Origin of the sequence: Streptomyces sp. TRM49041 (assembly GCF_008271805.1) — a bacterium.
Classification (GTDB): Bacteria; Actinomycetota; Actinomycetes; order Streptomycetales; family Streptomycetaceae; genus Streptomyces.
The window spans coordinates 87,407-105,522 of record NZ_VSRY01000101.1; the positions used below are offsets into that span (position 1 = coordinate 87,407).

The window sequence follows — 18,116 nt, forward strand, 5'->3', positions numbered from 1 at the left end:
TCGTACGCGCGAATGGCTCGGTGTTACTTGAGCGCCCCCGCGGTGAGTCCGGACTGCACCTGCCTCTGGAAGATCGCGTATACCACCAGCACAGGCAGCATGGCGATCATCATTCCCGCCATGAGGGCGCCCCAGTCGTTCTCGTAGCCCTGCTGCAGCGCGATCATCGCCAGGCCCTGGGTGAGGACGTACTTGTCCTCCTGCTGGTTCAGCACCATCGGCAGCAGGTACTGGTTCCACTGCCCCAGGAAGTTGAAGATCCCGATACTGATCAGCCCCGGCTTGGCCATCGGCAGCATCACCTGGAAGAACGTCCGGGTGTGCGAGGCACCGTCGATCATCGCCGCCTCCGCCACCGAGGTCGGCAGCGTCCGGAAGAACGCCGTCATGAAGAAGACGGTGAACGGCAGCGAATAGGCGATGTAGACGAGAATCAGTCCGTGGTACGTCGCCAGCAGGGAACTGCCCGGGAAGTCGCGCAGCACGAAGAAGAGCGGGATCACCAGCATGAACACCGGGAAGGACATCCCGGCGACGAACAGGTAGTAGATGAGCCGGTTCCCGGGGAAGGTGAAGCGGGCCAGCACATACGCGGCCATCGAGCCGAACACCATCGTTCCGGCGACCGAGCCGCCGACCACGATGGCGGTGTTCACGAAGTACCGGCCCATGTTCGCGTCGTTCCAGGCGTTGGACCAGTTCTCCCAGTGCAGGACGGTCGGCAGGCCCCACGGGTCGGTGAGGATGCCGTTGCTGTCCTTGAAGGCACTCCACAGCACCCACAGCAGCGGCACGCCCACCATCAGCGCCCACAGCACGAGGATGCCGTGCGAGAAGACGTTGAGGACCCCGCCCTCGGCGGCGCGGCGGCCCTCCGCCGGTCCCGGCTCGCCGGGGAGTCCCCCGGCACCTGTACCGGTACCGGTTCCTGTGCCCGGCAGGTCCTCCGCCGGTTCGTCGACCTTCTGGATCTCGTCGGTGGTCATCCGCCGCCCTCTCAGTACTCGATCCGCTCACGGCGCGCGAAGCGCAGCGTGAGCACGGCGAAGGTCATCGTGACGACGAGCATCGCGACGCCCATGGCCGCGGCGTAGCCGTACTGGCTGTCGCGGAACGCCGTCAGGTAGAGCCTGAGCGGCATGACGTCGGTCGCGCCGTCGGGACCGCCCATGTTCACCGACATGATCTGGACCAGGGCGAAGGCGTCCAGGGCGATGATGCCCATGTACACCCAGCCGGTCTGGACCGTGTCCCAGAGCAGGGGCAGCGTGATCCGGAAGAAGGTGTGGAAACGGTTGGCGCCGTCGAGCAGGGCCGCCTCGTAGATGTCGCGCGGGATGGTGGCCATCGCCGCGGAGAACAGCACCACGTAGAAGCCGACATGGCCCCAGACCATGACCGCGCTGATACACCAGAGCGCGAGGCTCTTCTCCCCCAGCCAGGCGTTCTGCAGACTCTCCAGACCGAGCCCGCCGAGGAGCGAGTTCAGCATGCCGTCGACCGGGTCCGGATTGTAGATGTTGAACCAGATGACGGCGATGATCGTGATGGAGATGACCTGCGGGAAGAAGAAGACGAACTTGTAGAACCGTGAGCCCGCCACACCGGTGACGACCTCGTTCCTGCGCCGTCGGCCGCCCACGTTGAGCATGAAGGCGAAGAACAGCCCCAGTCCGAGGGTGACCACCGGGACCAGCGCCAGCATGTAGACGTTGTGGCGCAGCGCGTTCCAGAACTCGTCGCTCTGCCACAGCCTGACGAAGTTGTCGAAGCCGATGAACCGCGCGCTCCCGACGAGGCCGGACCAGTCCGTCATCGAGATCTGGAAAGCCTGTACGAAGGGCGAGACGACGAAGACCCCGTAGATGAGCAGAGGCAGGGCCAGGAAGCCCACGATGAATCGGTACTTGCCGTGTTGCATGGGGCTCCCCGGCCCTTCCCTTCAGGCGGTTCGCTTGAACTTGGTGACAGAACTGTCCTTGGCCACCTTGTCGGCCTCCGCCTGGGTCTTCTTGATCCAGTCGGCCGCCTTCAGCTCACCGGTGAGCAGCTGCCCGGTGAGACCGCCGATCTTCTCGTCGGTCAGCGCCGGGTACCACTCCTGGAGCTGAAGGCTGATCAGGTTGTCACCGGCCTCCTTGAAGACCTTGCTGGCGGAGGCGAGGCCGGGTGAGAGGGTCATGCCCTCGGTAGCGTCCATGACGCAGGTCAGGGACTTCACCTTGGTGGCGAAGTTCTGGGCGTGCTTCTTCGACAGCATGATGCGCAGCAGCTCCATGCCGCCGACCGGGTTCTTGCCCTTGGCGGAGACGATGTACGGCTCGCTGGGCTCACCGCGCAGGGTGCCGTGCGGCATCTTGTCGCCGCTGCCGTCGAAGAGCGCGCCGACGGACATGCCGAAGTCGTCCGGTGTGGTGGGGGCGGACTCGTTCTCGACCCAGGAGCCGTTGGGGATGAAGACGGCCTTGCCCTTGTTCCACGCGGTCTGCGACTGGATGTGGGTCAGGCCCTGGCTGCCTTCGAGGAAGTACTTCTTCGCGGCGAGTTCCTCGTAGTGCTCGACGACCTGCCGGACGGCGTCGTTGGACGTCCAGGCGCCCGGCTCCAGATTGTCGATGGCGATCCACTTCTCCATGCCGCCGATCTTGGCGATCTGGGCGAAGAGGTTGAAGTGGACGTAGTACGGATACTTGCCCGCGTACGTCCAGGGCGCGATGCCGGCCTTCTTGATCTCGCCGCAGAGCGTGACCATCTCGTCGAGGGTTCTGGGGTAGGTCCAGCCCTTGGAGTCCAGGAGCTTCTGCGAGTACCAGGTGCCATAGATGGTGAAGGCGTAGTAGAGCACGTCGAAGGTGTCGCCGTGCTTGCCCTTCTCGATGGTGCTCGGGTGGATGGTGTCCCGTACCTTCTTGGCCGGGTCGTCGAGGGACGCCGCGTCGAGGAGGGCGGCGAGGTCCTGGAGCTGGCCCTGTGTGGAGAGCTTGTTCATGTCCAGGTGGTCGGCGCCGGAGTTGTCGATGACGTCGGGCGGGTTGCCGCCGGCGAAGCGCGGGGTGAGCTTGGGGCCGACCTGTTGGGTGCCGGTGTGCTTGACCTCGGCCTTGTAGAGGGCCCTGTAGTCGGCCTCGGCGTCCTTGGCGTACTGGTCGCCCAGGCCGCCCTTGAAGATGAACGCCTCCAGCGCGGCGCCGTCCTTGACGCCGAGCGGGTTCTTGTCGGTCTTCTCGCCGGCGGGCGCCGCCGACGGGCCGTGGCCGCCACCGCCGCCGGTGGCACAGGCGGACAAGAAGCTCATCGTGGGAACGGTGATCAGGCCGAGCGCGGCGGACCGCTTGATCAGATCGCGGCGGCCGGGGGCCGGACGGCCCCCATGGCCGTCCGGGGTGGAGCCGTTGTCGCGTGCGGAGGTGGATCCCATGCTCAAGTCCTCGCCTTCTCCAGGACTCAGGCGGTGTGCCGGTCGCCCGTACGGCTCGCCTGAGGCGAAGGGCCCCGCCACCGCGGTCTCTTGCGGCTTGGTCGTGCTGGTTCGTGCAGGGAGTCGCGTGCCGCGCGCCGGCTCGGGGAGGCGGCCGCACGGACGCCGACAGGTATAGTCCACTTCAGGTCGGCGGGGCAAGATCGATAACAGTTTTCGGCAGGAGTCTTTCCCTAGTTGAGACCTGGGGGAAATACCCGCACGCGCGGCGGCATGAGAAGATCGAATCGATCACTGGAAAGAATTAACCCTTCCTTCCGCTCCGTTCAACACCCTTGACGCCGACCACCACTTACCTCCCTACTGGAGCTCGCACAGCAGAGCTTGACAACGTTGTCCCAGCGCGGTCAGGAGGTAGCCGGATGCGGTCCAGACCTCTTCGGACGGCCGCCGCCATGGCGGCGGCCGTCTCGCTGCTCGTGACCGGAGCGCCGTCGGCGGCCCAGGCGTTACCGGACCAACCGTCCCCCGTCACAGGCGAGTTCAGCACATCGTTCGAGCCGCACGAGGCGCGGCCGGACTGGCGCGACACCGTGGAGACCGGACCGGACGGCCGGGAGCGCGCGAACGGCGTGGACGGCGCGTTCTCCGCCGGAATCCCGGGCAATGTGACCGACCGGGTCACCCGGGCGCGCGCCAGTGGTGAACACCCGGACGCCGGCGAGACCAAGGAGAACCTGCTCGACATCGAGCCGACCACGAAATGGCTGACGTTCACCCCGACGGCCTGGCTCGAATTCGGCCTGGACGAACCGGTCAAGGTCGTCACCTACGCACTGACCTCGGCGAACGACCACGCCGAACGCGATCCGAAGAACTGGACCCTCAAAGGCTCGGCCGACGGCGCGGAGTGGCGGATTCTGGACAGCCGCGAGAACCAGATATTCGAGGACCGCTTCCAGACCCGGACATACGAATTCGGCCATTCGACGGCGTACGCGCATTACCGCCTGGAGATCACCGGGAACAACGGCGCGCCGGGCATCGTCCAGCTCGCCGACGTCCAGTTCTCGAACGGCGACACCACCACGCCCGTCCCCCGCTCCATGCGCACCCGTGTCGACCGGGGACCGGCAGGCTCCCCCACCGCCAAGGCCCACGCCGGGTTCACCGGGCTGCGGGCGCTGCGCTACGCCGGGACGCACCGCGCGGCCGGCCGGAGCTACGCGTACAACAAGATCTTCGACGTGCACACGGTGGTCGGCCGCGGCACCGAGCTGTCCTACCGGGTCTTCCCCTCCCTCCCCACAGGACCGTCCGGCACGGCGACCGACCTCCGCTACCCCGCGACGCACATCGCGGTGGATCTCGCCTTCACCGACGGCACCTACCTGAGCGACCTGGGCGCCGTCGACAGCCACGGCGGTCCGCTCACCCCGCACGGCCAGGCCGCCGCCAAACGGCTGTACGTCAACCAGTGGAACCAGGTCACCGCCGGCATCGGCGCGGTCGCGGCCGGACGGGTCGTCGACCGGATCCTCGTGGCGTACGACTCCCCCGGCGGGCCCGCGCGGTTCCAGGGCTGGATCGACGACGTCACGCTGCGCCGCGCCGCCCCCGAGCCGGCGTCCGCCCGCCCCTCCGCCTACGTCTCGACGGTGCGCGGCACCAACTCCAGCGGCTCCTTCTCGCGCGGCAACACCTTCCCGGCGACCGCCGTGCCGCACGGCTTCAACTTCTGGACGCCGGTGACGAACGCGGCGTCGAAGAGCTGGCTGTACGAGTACGCCCGCGGCAACAACGCCGCCAACCTGCCCACGGTGCAGGCGTTCAGCGCCAGCCACGAGCCGAGCCCCTGGATGGGCGACCGGCAGACGTTCCAGCTGATGCCGTCGGCCGCGCCCGGTCCCGGTGCCCCACCCACCGACCGGGCGGCCCGAGCACTCGCCTTCCGCCACGAGAACGAGACGGCGCGGCCGCACCACTACCGCGTCCGGTTCGAGAACGGCCTGACGGCGGAGATCGCACCGTCCGACCACGCGGCGATGATGCGGTTCACCTACCCCGGTGACGACGCGTCGGTGGTCTTCGACAACATCACACGGGAGGGCGGCCTGACCCTGGACCCGGCGCGCCGCTCCTTCACCGGCTACTCCGATGTGAAGAGCGGCCTGTCGACGGGCGCGACACGGATGTTCGTGTACGGCGTCTTCGACGCGCCGGTCACCGCTTCGTCGTCCGAGGGCGTACGCGGCTTCCTGCGGTTCGCCGCGGGCCGGGACCGCACGGTGACGCTGCGGATGGCGACGTCCCTGATCGGCGTGGAGCAGGCGCGGCGGAACCTGGCCGCGGAGATCCCGCCGTACGCGCCTTTCGCCTCCGTACGGGCGAGGGCGCAGGCGGAGTGGGACGAGGTCCTGGGCCGGGTACGGGTGGAGGGCGCGACGCGCGACCAGCTCACGACGCTCTACTCGGGTCTGTACCGGCTGTATCTGTACCCCAACTCCGGCCACGAGGAGGTCGACGGCCGCCGGCGCTACGCCAGCCCCTTCTCGCCGCGGACCGGACCGGACACGCCGACGCACACGGGCGCGAGGATCGTCGACGGAGAGGTGTACGTCAACAACGGCTTCTGGGACACGTACCGGACGACTTGGCCCGCGTACTCCTTCCTCACGCCTCGCCGGGCGGGCGAGCTGGTCGACGGCTTCGTGCAGCAGTACAGGGACGGCGGCTGGATCTCCCGCTGGTCGTCGCCGGGCTACGCGGACCTGATGACCGGCACGTCGTCGGACGTGGCGTTCGCCGACGCGTACGTCAAGGGTGTGCGCTTCGACGCGGAGGCGGCGTACGAGGCGGCGCTGAAGAACGCGACGGTGGTGCCGCCGAGCCGGGGCGTGGGGCGCAAGGGCATGGTGACGTCCCCGTTCGCCGGCTACGCGTCGACGGAGACGCACGAGGGCCTGTCGTGGTCGATGGAGGGCTATATCAACGACTACGGCCTGGCCCGGATGGCCGAGGCGCTGCACCGGCGGACCGGCAAGGCGCGGTACGGGGAGGAGGCGGACTACTTCCTGAACCGCGCGCGGGGCTATGTGGCGCTGTTCGACCGGGAGGCGGGCTTCTTCCAGGGGCGGGACGCGCGCGGCGGGTGGCGGGTGCCGTCGGCGTCCTACGACCCCAGGGTCTGGGGCTACGACTACACGGAGACCAACGGCTGGGGCTACGCCTTCACGGCCCCGCAGGACAGCCGGGGGCTGGCGAACCTGTACGGCGGGCGGAAGGCGCTCGGCGCGAAGCTGGACACGTACTTCGCCACGCCCGAGACGGCGTCACCGGAGTTCGTGGGCTCGTACGGCAGCGTGATCCACGAGATGACGGAGGCCCGGGATGTGCGGATGGGCATGTACGGGCACTCCAACCAGGTCGCCCACCACGTCACGTACATGTACAACGCGGCCGCGCAGCCGTGGAAGACGCAGGAGAAGGTCCGCGAGGTGCTGTCCCGGCTGTACGTGGGCAGCGAGATCGGGCAGGGATACCACGGCGACGAGGACAACGGCGAGCAGTCGGCCTGGTATCTCTTCTCCGCGCTGGGCTTCTATCCGCTGGTGATGGGCAGCGGGGAGTACGCGATCGGCTCGCCGCTGTTCAAGAAGGCCACGGTACGGATGGACAACGGCCGCACGCTGGTGGTCCGGGCCCCGGAGAACAGCGCGGAGAACCTCTACGTCCAGGGCGTCCGCGTCAACGGCCGCCCGTGGACGTCCACGGCCCTGCCCCACGCGGTGCTCGCCCGGGGCGGGACCCTGGACTTCGAGATGGGCCCGAGGCCGTCGGCCTGGGGCACGGGCCCGGACGCGGCGCCCGCCTCGATCACTCAGGACGACCGGGTGCCGACGCCCCGCCGCGACGCCCTGACGGGCCCGGGCGCGCTCTTCGACGACACGTCGGCGACCACGGCGCTGGCCGGCCGCCTTGACCTGCCGGTCCGGGGCACGTCACCGGTCAGGGCCGTCCAGTACACCCTGACGTCGTCGGCCGGGGCGACGGCACCGAGCGGCTGGGTCCTGGAGGGCTCGACGGACGGCGTGACCTGGCGGGAGGTGGACCGGCGGGCGGGCGAGACCTTCGCCTGGGACCACCAGACGCGGGCGTTCACGGTGGCGTCGCCGGGCGCGTACACCGGGTACCGGCTGCTGTTCGGCGGCGGCGGGTCCGAGCTGGCAGAGGTGGAACTGCTCTCGTAGGGGCGCCGTCAGGGCCGCCGCGGACGGTTCCTTCAACCGGGCGTTCTCCGATTCCGGTTCGGCGATCCGCTGCCGCACCGGGTCGAGTGCGTCGCTCTGGACGAATAGTCCATCAGCGGCAGCGCCCCCTGCTCTCGTGGTCGAGGTTCCCGGCGGTGATGTACCGCTTGTCGCCCCGGTAGTCGGCGAAGGCCGGGGTCCTGTGTCGGCGTAGCTGCGGCGGCTCCCGTGTCGTTCCTGGTGCCGCTGGACCGGTGGGGTGAGGAGCGGCTGCCCGTATCGCCCGGTCATCCGGGACTACCACCAGTAGGTGGGGTAGCGGGCCGTCCTGCCGCTGCGCCCGACGATGATGCCCACGCCGACCAGGACCAGTGTGGCCACCAGCAGGAGCAGCAGGAAGACGGCCGTCGGCGGCTCGGTGAGGACGACGATGACCGAGGTCGCGGCGGCCGGCGAGTGCGGCGCCCGGGCCAGCGCCATCGCCCCGATGGCGAGGCCGCCGGCGACCGCGGAGGTCCAGATGGAACTGCCGCCCACCGCCAGGCAGACGAAGCCCACGACGGCGGAGATCAGCTGGCCGCCGACGACGCTGCGCGGCTGGGCCAGCGGGAGGGCCGGGGCGGCGAAGACCAGTGCGGCGCTGGCGGCGAGCGGCGGGATGAGCACGGTCTGGTCGATCAGCACGCCGATGGCGACGAGGAGGAGCAGCGCCACCACTCCGGCGAGGGTGGCGACCGAGATGGCGGACCTCGCCGCCCGGGCCGGAGCCTTGCCTGCCAGCGCGGCGGCACAGCGCTGTAACAGGGTGGACCGCGTCGCGGTCACCGGGGAGTCGGACACGGGAACTTCCTTCCTGAGGAGGTAACTTAACGGATGCAGCATATATCTATGCATTAGCTTCAGGCGCGGCGTCGAGGAACGGCAGGATGGGACGATGAGCGACAGCACGCATCAGGATCAGGACGGGCCGACGGTCGATCAGCTTCCGCTGGCCGGTGAGCCCCTGCCGCTGGAGCTGGTGAACACCACGTACATCAAGGGCGGGGTACGCGGTCATCAGGTGGACGCGCTGACGGCGCCGGACGACCTGGACGCGTGGCTCGCGGCCCACCGGTCGCAGTTAAGCCCCGCCCTGGCGCGGGCTCTCGACCGCTCGGGGCCGGCGGAGGCGGCGCATCTCGAAGCCTTCGTGGCCCTCCGTCATGCGCTGCGGCGGCTGGCCGCGGCCCGCACCTCGGACGGGAGCCCGGCCCCTGAGGACACCGCGGTGGTGAACGCGGCCGCCCGGCTGGCCGCCCGGTGGCGGGAACTGGTCCCGGGGCCGGCCTTCGACGCCGTCCCTCGGTGGCTGGAGAGCGACCCGCGCCGGGTGGCGCTCGGGGAGATCGCGGCCGCCGCCGTATCGCTCTTCTCCGGCGCGGACGCCGACCGTATCCGGGCGTGCGCCGCGCCCGGCTGCATCCTGTACTTCGTCAAGAGCCATGCCCGCCGCGCCTGGTGCACGGTGGGCTGCGGGAACCGGGTGCGGGTGGCCCGGCACAGCCGTCGTGCGCGCAACCGACCCGCGGAGTGACGTCCGGGCCGGCCGCGCGGGCGGCACGGTCGGTTCACGATGGTGGCGGCGACGTGGTCGGCGACCTTGCAGCCCATGTCGAGCGCGACCTGGTCGTCCCATTCGAAGTGCACGCCTATGCACTGCAGGCTGTCGGCCTTCTCCCTGGCGGCGGCGCTCAGGCCGGGGAAGGACCGCGTGACCCCCGGCTGGGCGAGGAGCCGCCGGGCCCCGAGGGAACGCGGCGCGGGTGATGTCGAGTACCGCGTCGAAGGCCCGGCGGAGGACTGAACCGCGCCTCTGTCGGTAGCGCGGAAGGGCCCGGGCCCCCGGCGAATGCCGGGGCCGGGCCCTTCGCCGTGCCGTGGCGGCCACGGTCGCGGTCCCGGTGCCCTCCGCCGCCGGGCCGCCCGGTGGCCTCCGCCGTCAGGGCTGGTTGTGGCGTGCGTAGTGCCGCTGCGCCTTGGCGCGGTTGCCACAGCCGGCCATCGAGCACCAGCGCCGGGTGCCGTTCTTGGAGACGTCGTAGAAGAACAGGACGCACTGCGGGTTGCCGCAGGAGCGAATGCGTTCCGGGCGTTCGGCGAGCAGCCGCAGGTAGTCGGAGACCGCCGCCCAGGCGGGCAGCCAGGAGGGGTCGTCCACCTCGACGACGACGTCCGGCCCCTCGGGACCCAGCACATGGCGTACCCGCCCGTGCGCGAGTACGGCGTTGACGGCTTCGACCGCACCGGGCGTCGGCCGTGCCGGGCTCGCTACGGCCTCGTCGAGAGCGGCACGGGCCTGGCGGAGCCGCTCCCGCGTGTCCTGGCCGACCGGTGCCGGCGTGCCGCCGAGAGCCTGGCGTACCAGCGGGGTGCCGAGCCAGATCGCCAGTCCGTCGAGGGATTCCAGCAGGTCGTGGTGGCCCGCACCGTCGATCCAGCGGGTGTTGAGCAGATCGATGGCGAGGGGCTCGCCGGTCAGCGGCCTCGGGTCGGCCTCGGTGTGCGGCAGCACGGCTCTGGACCTTCCTGTGCGGGGGCGGCGGTCTCACACGGCCCACGATAACCGGTCATTCCTTGATCAGTGGTTGACGATGGAGCGACCTAACCACTAAATTCACTTTCACCGGTTGCGAGAGGGCTCGTAACCCTGATGAAGGCATGGGATCGACGATGAGCAAGGCGAAGAACCTGCAGACCGGTCACGTCGGACTGAACGTCACGGATCTGGATCGCTCGCTCGCCTTCTACCGCGAGGTCTTCGACTTCGACGTGATGGCGGAGGGCAAGGAGGACGACCGCCTCTGGGCCTTCCTCGGCCGCGACAACCGGCTTCTCGTGACGCTCTGGCAGCAGAGCGAGGGCTCGTTCGCCGCCGACCGGCCGGGCCTGCACCACCTCTCCTTCCAGGTGGACACGGTCGAGGAGGTCAGGGCCACCGAAGAGGTGCTGCGCGGCCTCGGCACCGAGTTCTCGTACGACGGCGTCGTCCCGCACGGCGAGAACGCCTCGTCCGGCGGCATCTTCTTCGCGGACCCCGACGGCACCCGCCTGGAGATCTACGCGCCCACCGGGGCCGACCCGGCCGACGCCCCGACCACCGGCGCGCCCACCTGCGGCTTCTTCTAGGGAGCGCCCCGACCCGCCCATAGGTCAGTCAGGAAAGGAAATGCCGTGGCCACGTACCACAGCGGAGAAACCGCAGTGCAGGAGCGCGCCGGCCTCGCCGCCCAGGCCCGCTTCTCGCTCGGCGGCATCGGTGAGACGGTCCCGCCCGTGGCGCGGGAGTTCCTTGCCGAGCAGCCGATGATCGTGCTGGGCGGCGCCGATGCCGCGGGCCGTCTCTGGGCCACCCAGCTGACGGGGACACCCGGGTTTCTCCGGGTGCCGGACCCCCGCACCCTGGTCATCGACGCCCTGCCGCTGCCCGAGGACCCGCTCGCCGGCGTCCTGGGCGCGGCCGAGCCCGCCCTCGTCGGGATGATCGCCATCGAGCCGGCCACCCGCCGCCGGATGCGGATCAACGGCCGGGCCCGCCGGGAGGGCGACGGTCTGCGCGTCGACCTCGACCAGGTCATCTCCAACTGCCCCAAGTACCTGCAGAAGAGGGACCACCGCACCGTCGGCGCGGGCGAGGCCCCGGCCCGGGCCCGTACCGCCACCAGCGGGGCCGCGCTCAGCGCCGCCCAGCGGTCGGCGGTGAGCACGGCGGACACGTTCTTCATCGCCACCGCGTCCGACCGCGGCGACGCGGACGCCTCGCACCGCGGCGGCAACCCCGGCTTCGTCCAGGTCCTCTCCCCCACCCTGCTGCGCTGGCCCGACTACATCGGGAACGCGATGTTCCTGACGCTGGGCAATCTGCTGCTCAACCCGGCCTCGGGACTCCTGTTCCCCGACTGGAGCACCGGCTCGGTCCTCCATCTGTCCGGCACCGCGCGGACCGTGTGGGACCCCGAGGAGGCCGCCCGGGTCCCCGGCGCGCAGCGGCTCGTCGAATTCTCCGTCGAAGCCGTACGGGAGGTCTCCGCGGCGACGCCGCTGCGCTGGAGCGACCCCGGCTACTCGCGCTTCAACCCCCCGGTCGGCTGAGGCACAGCCGACGCCCCCCGAGCCCCGGCCGTGCCGTCCTCCGGGACCGCGGCCGGCCACGAACCTGACCACAACGGAGTCAGCCATGCAGATCACCGTGGACATGAACCTCTGCGAGAGCCACGGGCAGTGCGTCTTCGCGGCGCCCGAGATCTTCTCCTTCGACGACGACGACTACCTCGTCCACGACGCCGCCCCGTCCGACGCGCTCCTCGACAAGGCCGAGAAGGCCGCCGCCGTCTGCCCGGTGCGTGCCATCGCCGTCTCCCCGGCCGCGCGGTGAGGGACGACGACCCCCGCGGCGTGGTGATCGTGGGCGCCTCGCTCGCCGGATCGCGGGCGGCGGCGGCTCTGCGCGCCCGGGGCTTCACCGGAAACCTGACCATCGTGGGCGACGAACCGCATCCCCCTTACGACCGGCCACCGCTCTCCAAGCAGGTACTGACCTCGGAGAGCCGCCCCGCCGGGACCGGACTGCCGCTGCCGGAGGGGCTGGACGCCCACTGGCGGCTCGGCCGGGCCGCCGTCCGACTCGACTTGACGACGAGGACGGTCACCCTCGCGGACGGCGCCCGGATCTCGTACGGCGGGCTGATCATCGCCACGGGATCGGCCGCCCGCGGCTGGCCCGCCTCCCGGCCGGCGCCGCCGCGCGGTGTGCTCACGCTCCGAGGCTGGGACGACGCGCTCGCCCTGCGGGAGGAACTCGCGCCCGGACGTCGGCTCGTCGTCATCGGCGCCGGCTTCCTCGGCGGCGAGATCGCGGCCGCCGCCCGGGGCAGTGGGCTCGACGTCACTCTGGTCGAGGCCGCCGACCAGCCCCTGGAACGGGCCGTCGGCGCCACAACGGGCGCGTACATCGCCGCCCTCCACCGCGAGGCGGGCATCGAGCTGCGGACCGCGACCACCGTCACCGGTTTCCGTGCCGGGACGGACGGCCGTCTCACCGGCGTCCGGCTCTCCGACGGCTCCACGGTCCCGGCCGACACGGCCGTCCTGGCGCTCGGCGCCGTGCCCTCGACCGGCTGGCTGTCCGGCTCCGGGCTGGCGGTCGACGGCGGTGTCCACTGCGACCGGTATCTGCGTGCCCTCCACTCCGACGGTTCGGTCGTGCCCGATGTGGTCGCGGCGGGTGACGTGGCCCGCGTACCGCACCGGCTGGCCGACGGGGAGCGGCCGGCGCTCGGCCACTGGACCAATGCCGTCGAGCAGGGCGAGGCCGCCGCCGCGGCGCTGCTCGCGCCGGATGACCCCGAGCCTTTCACGGGCGTTCCGTCCTTCTGGTCGGACCTGTACGGCGCCAGGATCCGCTCGGTGGGCCTGCCCTCCGCAGCGGACGAGGCCCGGGTCGTGGAGCACGACCTGGCGGGCCGCCGGCTGGAGGTCGGCTACCACCGGGCCGGCCGGCTGGTCGGCGCCTTGACCATCGGGCGGACGGGCCGGCTGGCGTCCTATCGCAACGCGCTCCAGGAGCGGGCCGCGCTGCTGGACGAGGCAGGCCCGGCGACCGCGACGGCGCGTCCCGTGGGCCGAGGCCCCGCCCGGCCGCTGCCGTGACGGGTGAGCGACGGAGGACGGCTTCAGGCGTCGGCGCGCGGGTGGCACACGGTGCCGTCGGCGGTGCTCGGGTCGTGGGGCTGTGCGGGTGCTGAAGGGCTGGGGGTCGCCCGCGCCGACGTCCCGGTGCGGGCGATCGAGGGGCTGACACCGGTGGCCGGGTGCCCGCGAGCGGGTGCTTGATCCCTCCGCTTTCGGGCTCCAGGCGGTGCGCCTAGGCTGGAGGTGTCGGCATCGGCCGAACGCACCTCTGAATATTCTCCCCCATCCTCCGTCGGTGGCCCGCTCGGTCTCATGTCGGCGCATGTCCTGCTCCGGACAAGGAGGAACGGGCGATGACCGAACAGACCACGAGCCCTCGCTGGCAGCTGACCGGCGACTGGTTCGACACCTGCAAGTGCTCCATACCCTGCCCCTGCACATTCGCGCAGGCCCCGTCCGAGGGCGACTGCGAGGGCGTCCTGGTGTGGCACATCCGCGAGGGCCGGTACGGGGACACCCGGCTCGACGGGCTGAACGTCCTGATGCTCGGGTCTTTCACGGGCAACGTATGGGCGGGTGAGCACACCGATCCCTACGCGGCGGTGTTCCTGGACGAGCGCGCCGACGACGAGCAGCGGGGGGCCCTGGGCGCGATCTTCGGCGGCGAGGCCGGGGGATGGCCGAAGCAGTTCGGCGAGGTGTTCGGCGCCGAGATGCGGGGCATGGACGTGGCGCCCATCAACGTCGAGATCGACGACAGGCTCGGCTCCTGGAGCGCCGAGATCCCCGGGCGCGTCACCGCCCGCGCCGAGGCCCTCACGGGCCCGACCACCCCCGACGGGGCCCGCGTCCAGCTCCACAACGCGCCGGGTGCCGAGGTGGGTCCCGGACAGGTCGCCACGTGGGGCCGCGCCACCACCGACCGCGCCGACGCCTTCGGCTTCGGCTGGGACCGCAGCGGCAGGTCGAGCAAGCACTTCTCCTTCGACTGGAGCGGCCCCGACTGACCGGCACACCCGCTTGTCAGGCGTGGACACGCGCTGAGGCCCGCTTCCGCGAGGTCCGCCACTGGACACGGTGATCCGAAAACCACTGGCCCTCACCGGCCGACGCGGTCACCCTGAGCGACATGGAAGAGGAACCCCGCCGGCGCATCCGCGCACTCCACACCGACTCCACCGTCACCGTCTACCAGGCGTACTCCCCCGCCATCGGGGCCACCGCCGGGCGGGACGGGCGGTGGCCGCCGGCCTGGAAGCGGGACCGGATGACCTGGATCAAGCCGTCGTTCCTGTGGATGATGTACCGCTCCGGCTGGGCCGGCAAAGAGGGGCAGGAGACCGTCCTGGCGGTGGAGATCAGCCGCGAGGGGTTCGAGTGGGCGCTGCGGCACGCGTGCCTGTCGCAACATGTGCGCGGTTTCCACACCGACCGGGCCACCTGGCAGCGGGAACTGCGGCGCTCCCCGGCCCGCGTGCAGTGGGATCCGGAGCGTGACCTGCGGCTGCGGCCGCTGCCGTACCGGTCGCTGCAGCTTGGCCTGGCGGGTGAGGCGTCCCGGCGGTACGCGGACGAGTGGACGGTCGCCATCAGCGACGTCACCCCACTGGCCCGCGAGATCCACGCCCTCGTACGCGGCGGAGAACCGGACGCCGCGCGACGGCTGTTGCCGCGGGAGGAGCCGTACCCCGAGGTGGACGGGCTGCTGGACCGCGTGCGGGCCCCTTCACGGGGTGGGGAAGAGCGGAGGGCCGCACCCGGCGTGTGACGGGTGCGGCCCTCCGGGCGGTCGGAACCGCCTGCCTCTGCGCTGGGGGTCAGCCGCGGATCAGGTTGCGCAGCACGTACTGCATGATGCCGCCGTTGCGGTAGTAGTCGGCCTCGCCGGGGGTGTCGATGCGGACGACCGCGTCGAACTCCACACCCGTGTCGGTGGTGACCTTGACCGTACGCGGCGTACGGCCCTCGTTCAGCTCGGTGACACCGGAGAAGGAGAAGGTCTCCTCGCCGGTCAGGCCGAGCGCCGCGGCCGAGGCACCCTCCGGGAACTGGAGCGGCAGCACGCCCATGCCGATGAGGTTGGAGCGGTGGATGCGCTCGTACGACTCGGCGATGACGGCCTTGACGCCGAGCAGCGCGGTGCCCTTGGCCGCCCAGTCGCGGGACGAGCCGGAGCCGTACTCCTTGCCGGCCAGGACGACCAGCGGAATGCCGGCCGCCTGGTAGTTCTGCGAGGCGTCGTAGATGAAGGAGACCGGGCCGTCGGCCTGCGTGAAGTCGCGGGTGTAGCCGCCCTCGGTGCCCGGCGCGATCTGGTTGCGCAGACGGATGTTGGCGAACGTGCCGCGGATCATGACCTCGTGGTTGCCGCGGCGCGAGCCGTAGCTGTTGAAGTCGCGGCGCTCGACGCCGTGCTCCGTGAGGTACTGGCCGGCCGGGGTGTCGGCCTTGATGGCGCCGGCCGGGGAGATGTGGTCGGTGGTGACGGAGTCGCCCAGCTTGGCCAGGACGCGGGCGCCGGCGATGTCCTGCACCGGGGCCGGGTCCATGGTCATGCCCTCGAAGTAAGGGGGCTTACGGACGTACGTCGACTCGGCGTCCCACTCGAAGGTGTTGCCGGTCGGGATGGGCAGCGCCTGCCACTGGGCGTCGCCCGCGAAGACGTCCTGGTAGGACTTGGAGAACATGTCCTCGCCGATGGCGTTGGCGACGACGTCGTTCACCTCGGCCTCGGTCGGCCAGATGTCCTTCAGGTGGACCGGGTTGCCGTCCTGGTCGATGCCCAGGGCGTCCTTGGTGATGTCCACCTTCATGGAGCCCGCGAGGGCGTACGCGACGACCAGCGGCGGGGACGCCAGGTAGTTCATCTTGACGTCGGGGTTGATGCGTCCCTCGAAGTTGCGGTTGCCGGAGAGCACCGAGGTGACGGCCAGGTCGTGCTCGTTGACGGCCTTGGAGACCTCCTCCGGCAGCGGGCCGGAGTTGCCGATGCAGGTGGTGCAGCCGTAACCGACCAGGTTGAAGCCGACCTTGTCGAGGTACGGGGTGAGGCCCGCCTTGTCGAAGTAGTCGGTGACGACCTTGGAGCCCGGGGCGAGGGTGGTCTTGACCCACGGCTTGCGGGTCAGGCCCTTCTCGACCGCCTTCTTCGCCACGAGCGCCGCGGCGACCATGACGTACGGGTTCGAGGTGTTGGTGCAGGAGGTGATGGCCGCGACCGTCACGGCACCGTGGTCGATCTCGTAGGTCGAGCCGTCGGGGGCCGTGATGGTGACCGGGTTGGACGGGGCGCCGATGTGGATGGCCGGAGCATCGGAGGCCGGGAAGGACTCCTTGCCCGCCTCGTCCACCTCGTCGACGTAGTTGCGTACGTCGAGGGCGAACTGCTCGGCGGCGTTCGCGAGGACGATACGGTCCTGCGGACGCTTCGGACCGGCGATCGACGGGACGACCGTCGACAGGTCGAGCTCGAGCTTCTCGGAGAAGTCGGGCTCGGCGGCCGGGTCCAGCCAGAGGCCCTGCTCCTTGGCGTACGCCTCGACCAGCGCGACCTGCTGCTCGGAGCGGCCGGTGAGCTTGAGGTACTTCAGGGTCTCGCCGTCGATCGGGAAGATCGCGGCGGTGGAGCCGAACTCCGGCGACATGTTGCCGATGGTGGCGCGGTTCGCGAGGGAGGTGGCGGCGACGCCCTCACCGTAGAACTCGACGAACTTGCCGACGACACCGTGCTTGCGCAGCATCTCGGTGATGGTCAGCACCAGGTCGGTCGCGGTGGTGCCGGTGGGCAGCTCGCCCGTCAGCTTGAAGCCGACGACGCGCGGGATGAGCATGGACACCGGCTGGCCGAGCATCGCGGCCTCGGCCTCGATACCGCCGACGCCCCAGCCGAGCACGCCGAGGCCGTTGACCATGGTGGTGTGCGAGTCGGTGCCGACGAGGGTGTCGGGGTACGCCTGGCCGTTACGGACCATGACGGTACGGGCCAGGTGCTCGATGTTCACCTGGTGGACGATGCCGGTGCCGGGCGGGACGACCTTGAACTCGTCGAACGCGGTCTGGCCCCAGCGCAGGAACTGGTAGCGCTCCTTGTTGCGGCCGTACTCCAGCTCGACGTTCTGGCCGAAGGCCTCCTTCGTGCCGAACTTGTCGGCGATGACGGAGTGGTCGATGACCAGCTCGGCCGGGGCCAGCGGGTTGATCTTCGACGGGTCGCCGCCGAGCTCCTTGACCGCCTCACGCATGGTGGCGAGGTCCACGACACACGGCACACCGGTGAAGTCCTGCATGATCACGCGGGCCGGGGTGAACTGGATCTCCTGGCTGGGCTGCGCCTGGGAGTCCCAGCCGCCGAGAGCCCGGATGTGGTCGGCGGTGATGTTCGCGCCGTCCTCGGTGCGGAGCAGGTTCTCCAGCAGGACCTTGAGGCTGTACGGGAGGCGGGCCGAGCCCTCCACCTTGTCCAGCCGGAAGATCTCGTACGACTCGTCGCCCACGCGCAGCGTGCTGCGGGCGTCGAAGCTGTTCGCCGACACGACAGTCTCCTTCATCAATGTGCGCGTTCAACCGCATCCTGCCGCCACGGCTTCTCACCGATCCGCTAAGGTAAGACTTAGTTAGGTAACCCTTACCCGTACGGGCGACCGCGGTGCGTCGTCAGCAGATATCTCGATGTCGAGATAACTCTAGTACATCACCGCTGTCCGGTCATGTGCGGGCCTCATGTCCGCTGTCATCCAATCGAGGCGTTTACTCAGCGAACTCAGTCGTTCGGGCTGCTGTCT

Annotated in this window: 14 protein-coding genes; 8 read left to right on the plus strand and 6 right to left on the minus strand. The window is 70.3% G+C overall.

Going from position 1 to position 18,116, the window contains the following annotated elements; all coding sequences use genetic code 11:
* Positions 1 to 23: 23 nt before the first annotated feature.
* The 3 genes from FVS66_RS10715 to ngcE are packed head-to-tail and all read right to left on the minus strand — an operon-like array spanning position 24 to position 3,418.
* Positions 24 to 986, minus strand: coding sequence for a carbohydrate ABC transporter permease (locus FVS66_RS10715; protein WP_149180785.1), 963 nt, complete (start codon positions 984 to 986; stop codon positions 24 to 26).
* Between the two features lie 11 nt (positions 987 to 997).
* Entirely contained in the window at positions 998 to 1,921 is a 924-nt protein-coding gene (locus FVS66_RS10720; protein ID WP_149180786.1) for a carbohydrate ABC transporter permease, read from the minus strand.
* A 21-nt stretch (positions 1,922 to 1,942) separates the two neighbouring features.
* A complete protein-coding gene (gene ngcE, locus FVS66_RS10725; protein WP_187645464.1) occupies positions 1,943 to 3,418 on the minus strand; it encodes an N-acetylglucosamine/diacetylchitobiose ABC transporter substrate-binding protein in 1,476 nt (491 codons plus the stop codon).
* A 422-nt stretch (positions 3,419 to 3,840) separates the two neighbouring features.
* Here ngcE and FVS66_RS10730 point away from each other — a divergent pair, with 422 nt between their 5' ends.
* Positions 3,841 to 7,668, plus strand: a complete 3,828-nt coding sequence (locus FVS66_RS10730; protein WP_262386918.1) for a GH92 family glycosyl hydrolase — start codon at positions 3,841 to 3,843, stop codon at positions 7,666 to 7,668.
* A 297-nt stretch (positions 7,669 to 7,965) separates the two neighbouring features.
* Here the strand turns inward: FVS66_RS10730 and FVS66_RS10735 are convergent, their stop codons facing one another.
* Positions 7,966 to 8,508, minus strand: coding sequence for an HPP family protein (locus tag FVS66_RS10735; protein WP_399225287.1), 543 nt, complete (start codon positions 8,506 to 8,508; stop codon positions 7,966 to 7,968).
* 94 nt (positions 8,509 to 8,602) lie between these two features.
* Between FVS66_RS10735 and FVS66_RS10740 the strand changes: the two genes are divergently transcribed.
* Positions 8,603 to 9,241 carry an ABATE domain-containing protein gene (locus FVS66_RS10740; protein WP_149180788.1) on the plus strand — a complete coding sequence of 213 codons (639 nt, stop codon included), beginning with the start codon at positions 8,603 to 8,605 and terminating at the stop codon, positions 9,239 to 9,241.
* 405 nt (positions 9,242 to 9,646) lie between these two features.
* Here the strand turns inward: FVS66_RS10740 and FVS66_RS10745 are convergent, their stop codons facing one another.
* A complete protein-coding gene (locus FVS66_RS10745) occupies positions 9,647 to 10,216 on the minus strand; it encodes a CGNR zinc finger domain-containing protein (RefSeq protein WP_149180807.1) in 570 nt (189 codons plus the stop codon).
* 161 nt (positions 10,217 to 10,377) lie between these two features.
* Here FVS66_RS10745 and FVS66_RS10750 point away from each other — a divergent pair, with 161 nt between their 5' ends.
* The 6 genes from FVS66_RS10750 to FVS66_RS10775 all read left to right on the plus strand — a co-directional run bounded on the left by FVS66_RS10750 (position 10,378) and on the right by FVS66_RS10775 (position 15,103).
* Entirely contained in the window at positions 10,378 to 10,833 is a 456-nt protein-coding gene (locus tag FVS66_RS10750; protein ID WP_149180808.1) for a VOC family protein, read from the plus strand.
* A 45-nt stretch (positions 10,834 to 10,878) separates the two neighbouring features.
* Positions 10,879 to 11,796, plus strand: a complete 918-nt coding sequence (locus FVS66_RS10755; protein WP_149180789.1) for a pyridoxamine 5'-phosphate oxidase family protein — start codon at positions 10,879 to 10,881, stop codon at positions 11,794 to 11,796.
* Positions 11,797 to 11,881: 85 nt separating this feature from the next.
* Positions 11,882 to 12,079, plus strand: coding sequence for a ferredoxin (locus FVS66_RS10760; protein WP_149180790.1), 198 nt, complete (start codon positions 11,882 to 11,884; stop codon positions 12,077 to 12,079).
* Positions 12,076 to 13,353 (plus strand): FAD-dependent oxidoreductase, encoded by a 1,278-nt coding sequence (locus FVS66_RS10765; protein WP_149180791.1) that lies wholly within the window; start codon positions 12,076 to 12,078, stop codon positions 13,351 to 13,353. Before FVS66_RS10760 ends, FVS66_RS10765 begins: the two co-directional genes overlap by 4 nt.
* 335 nt (positions 13,354 to 13,688) lie before the next feature.
* On the plus strand, positions 13,689 to 14,342 hold the full coding sequence (locus FVS66_RS10770; RefSeq protein WP_149180792.1) for a DUF1326 domain-containing protein: 654 nt from the start codon (positions 13,689 to 13,691) through the stop codon (positions 14,340 to 14,342).
* Between the two features lie 122 nt (positions 14,343 to 14,464).
* The gene (locus FVS66_RS10775) at positions 14,465 to 15,103 is read left to right on the plus strand and encodes a DUF4291 domain-containing protein (RefSeq protein WP_149180793.1); all 639 of its coding nucleotides are present in this window, start codon (positions 14,465 to 14,467) and stop codon (positions 15,101 to 15,103) included.
* 49 nt (positions 15,104 to 15,152) lie between these two features.
* On the opposite strand, the gene acnA is transcribed toward FVS66_RS10775, so the two are convergent.
* A complete protein-coding gene (gene acnA, locus FVS66_RS10780; RefSeq protein WP_149180794.1) occupies positions 15,153 to 17,867 on the minus strand; it encodes an aconitate hydratase AcnA in 2,715 nt (904 codons plus the stop codon).
* Positions 17,868 to 18,116: the final 249 nt, after the last annotated feature.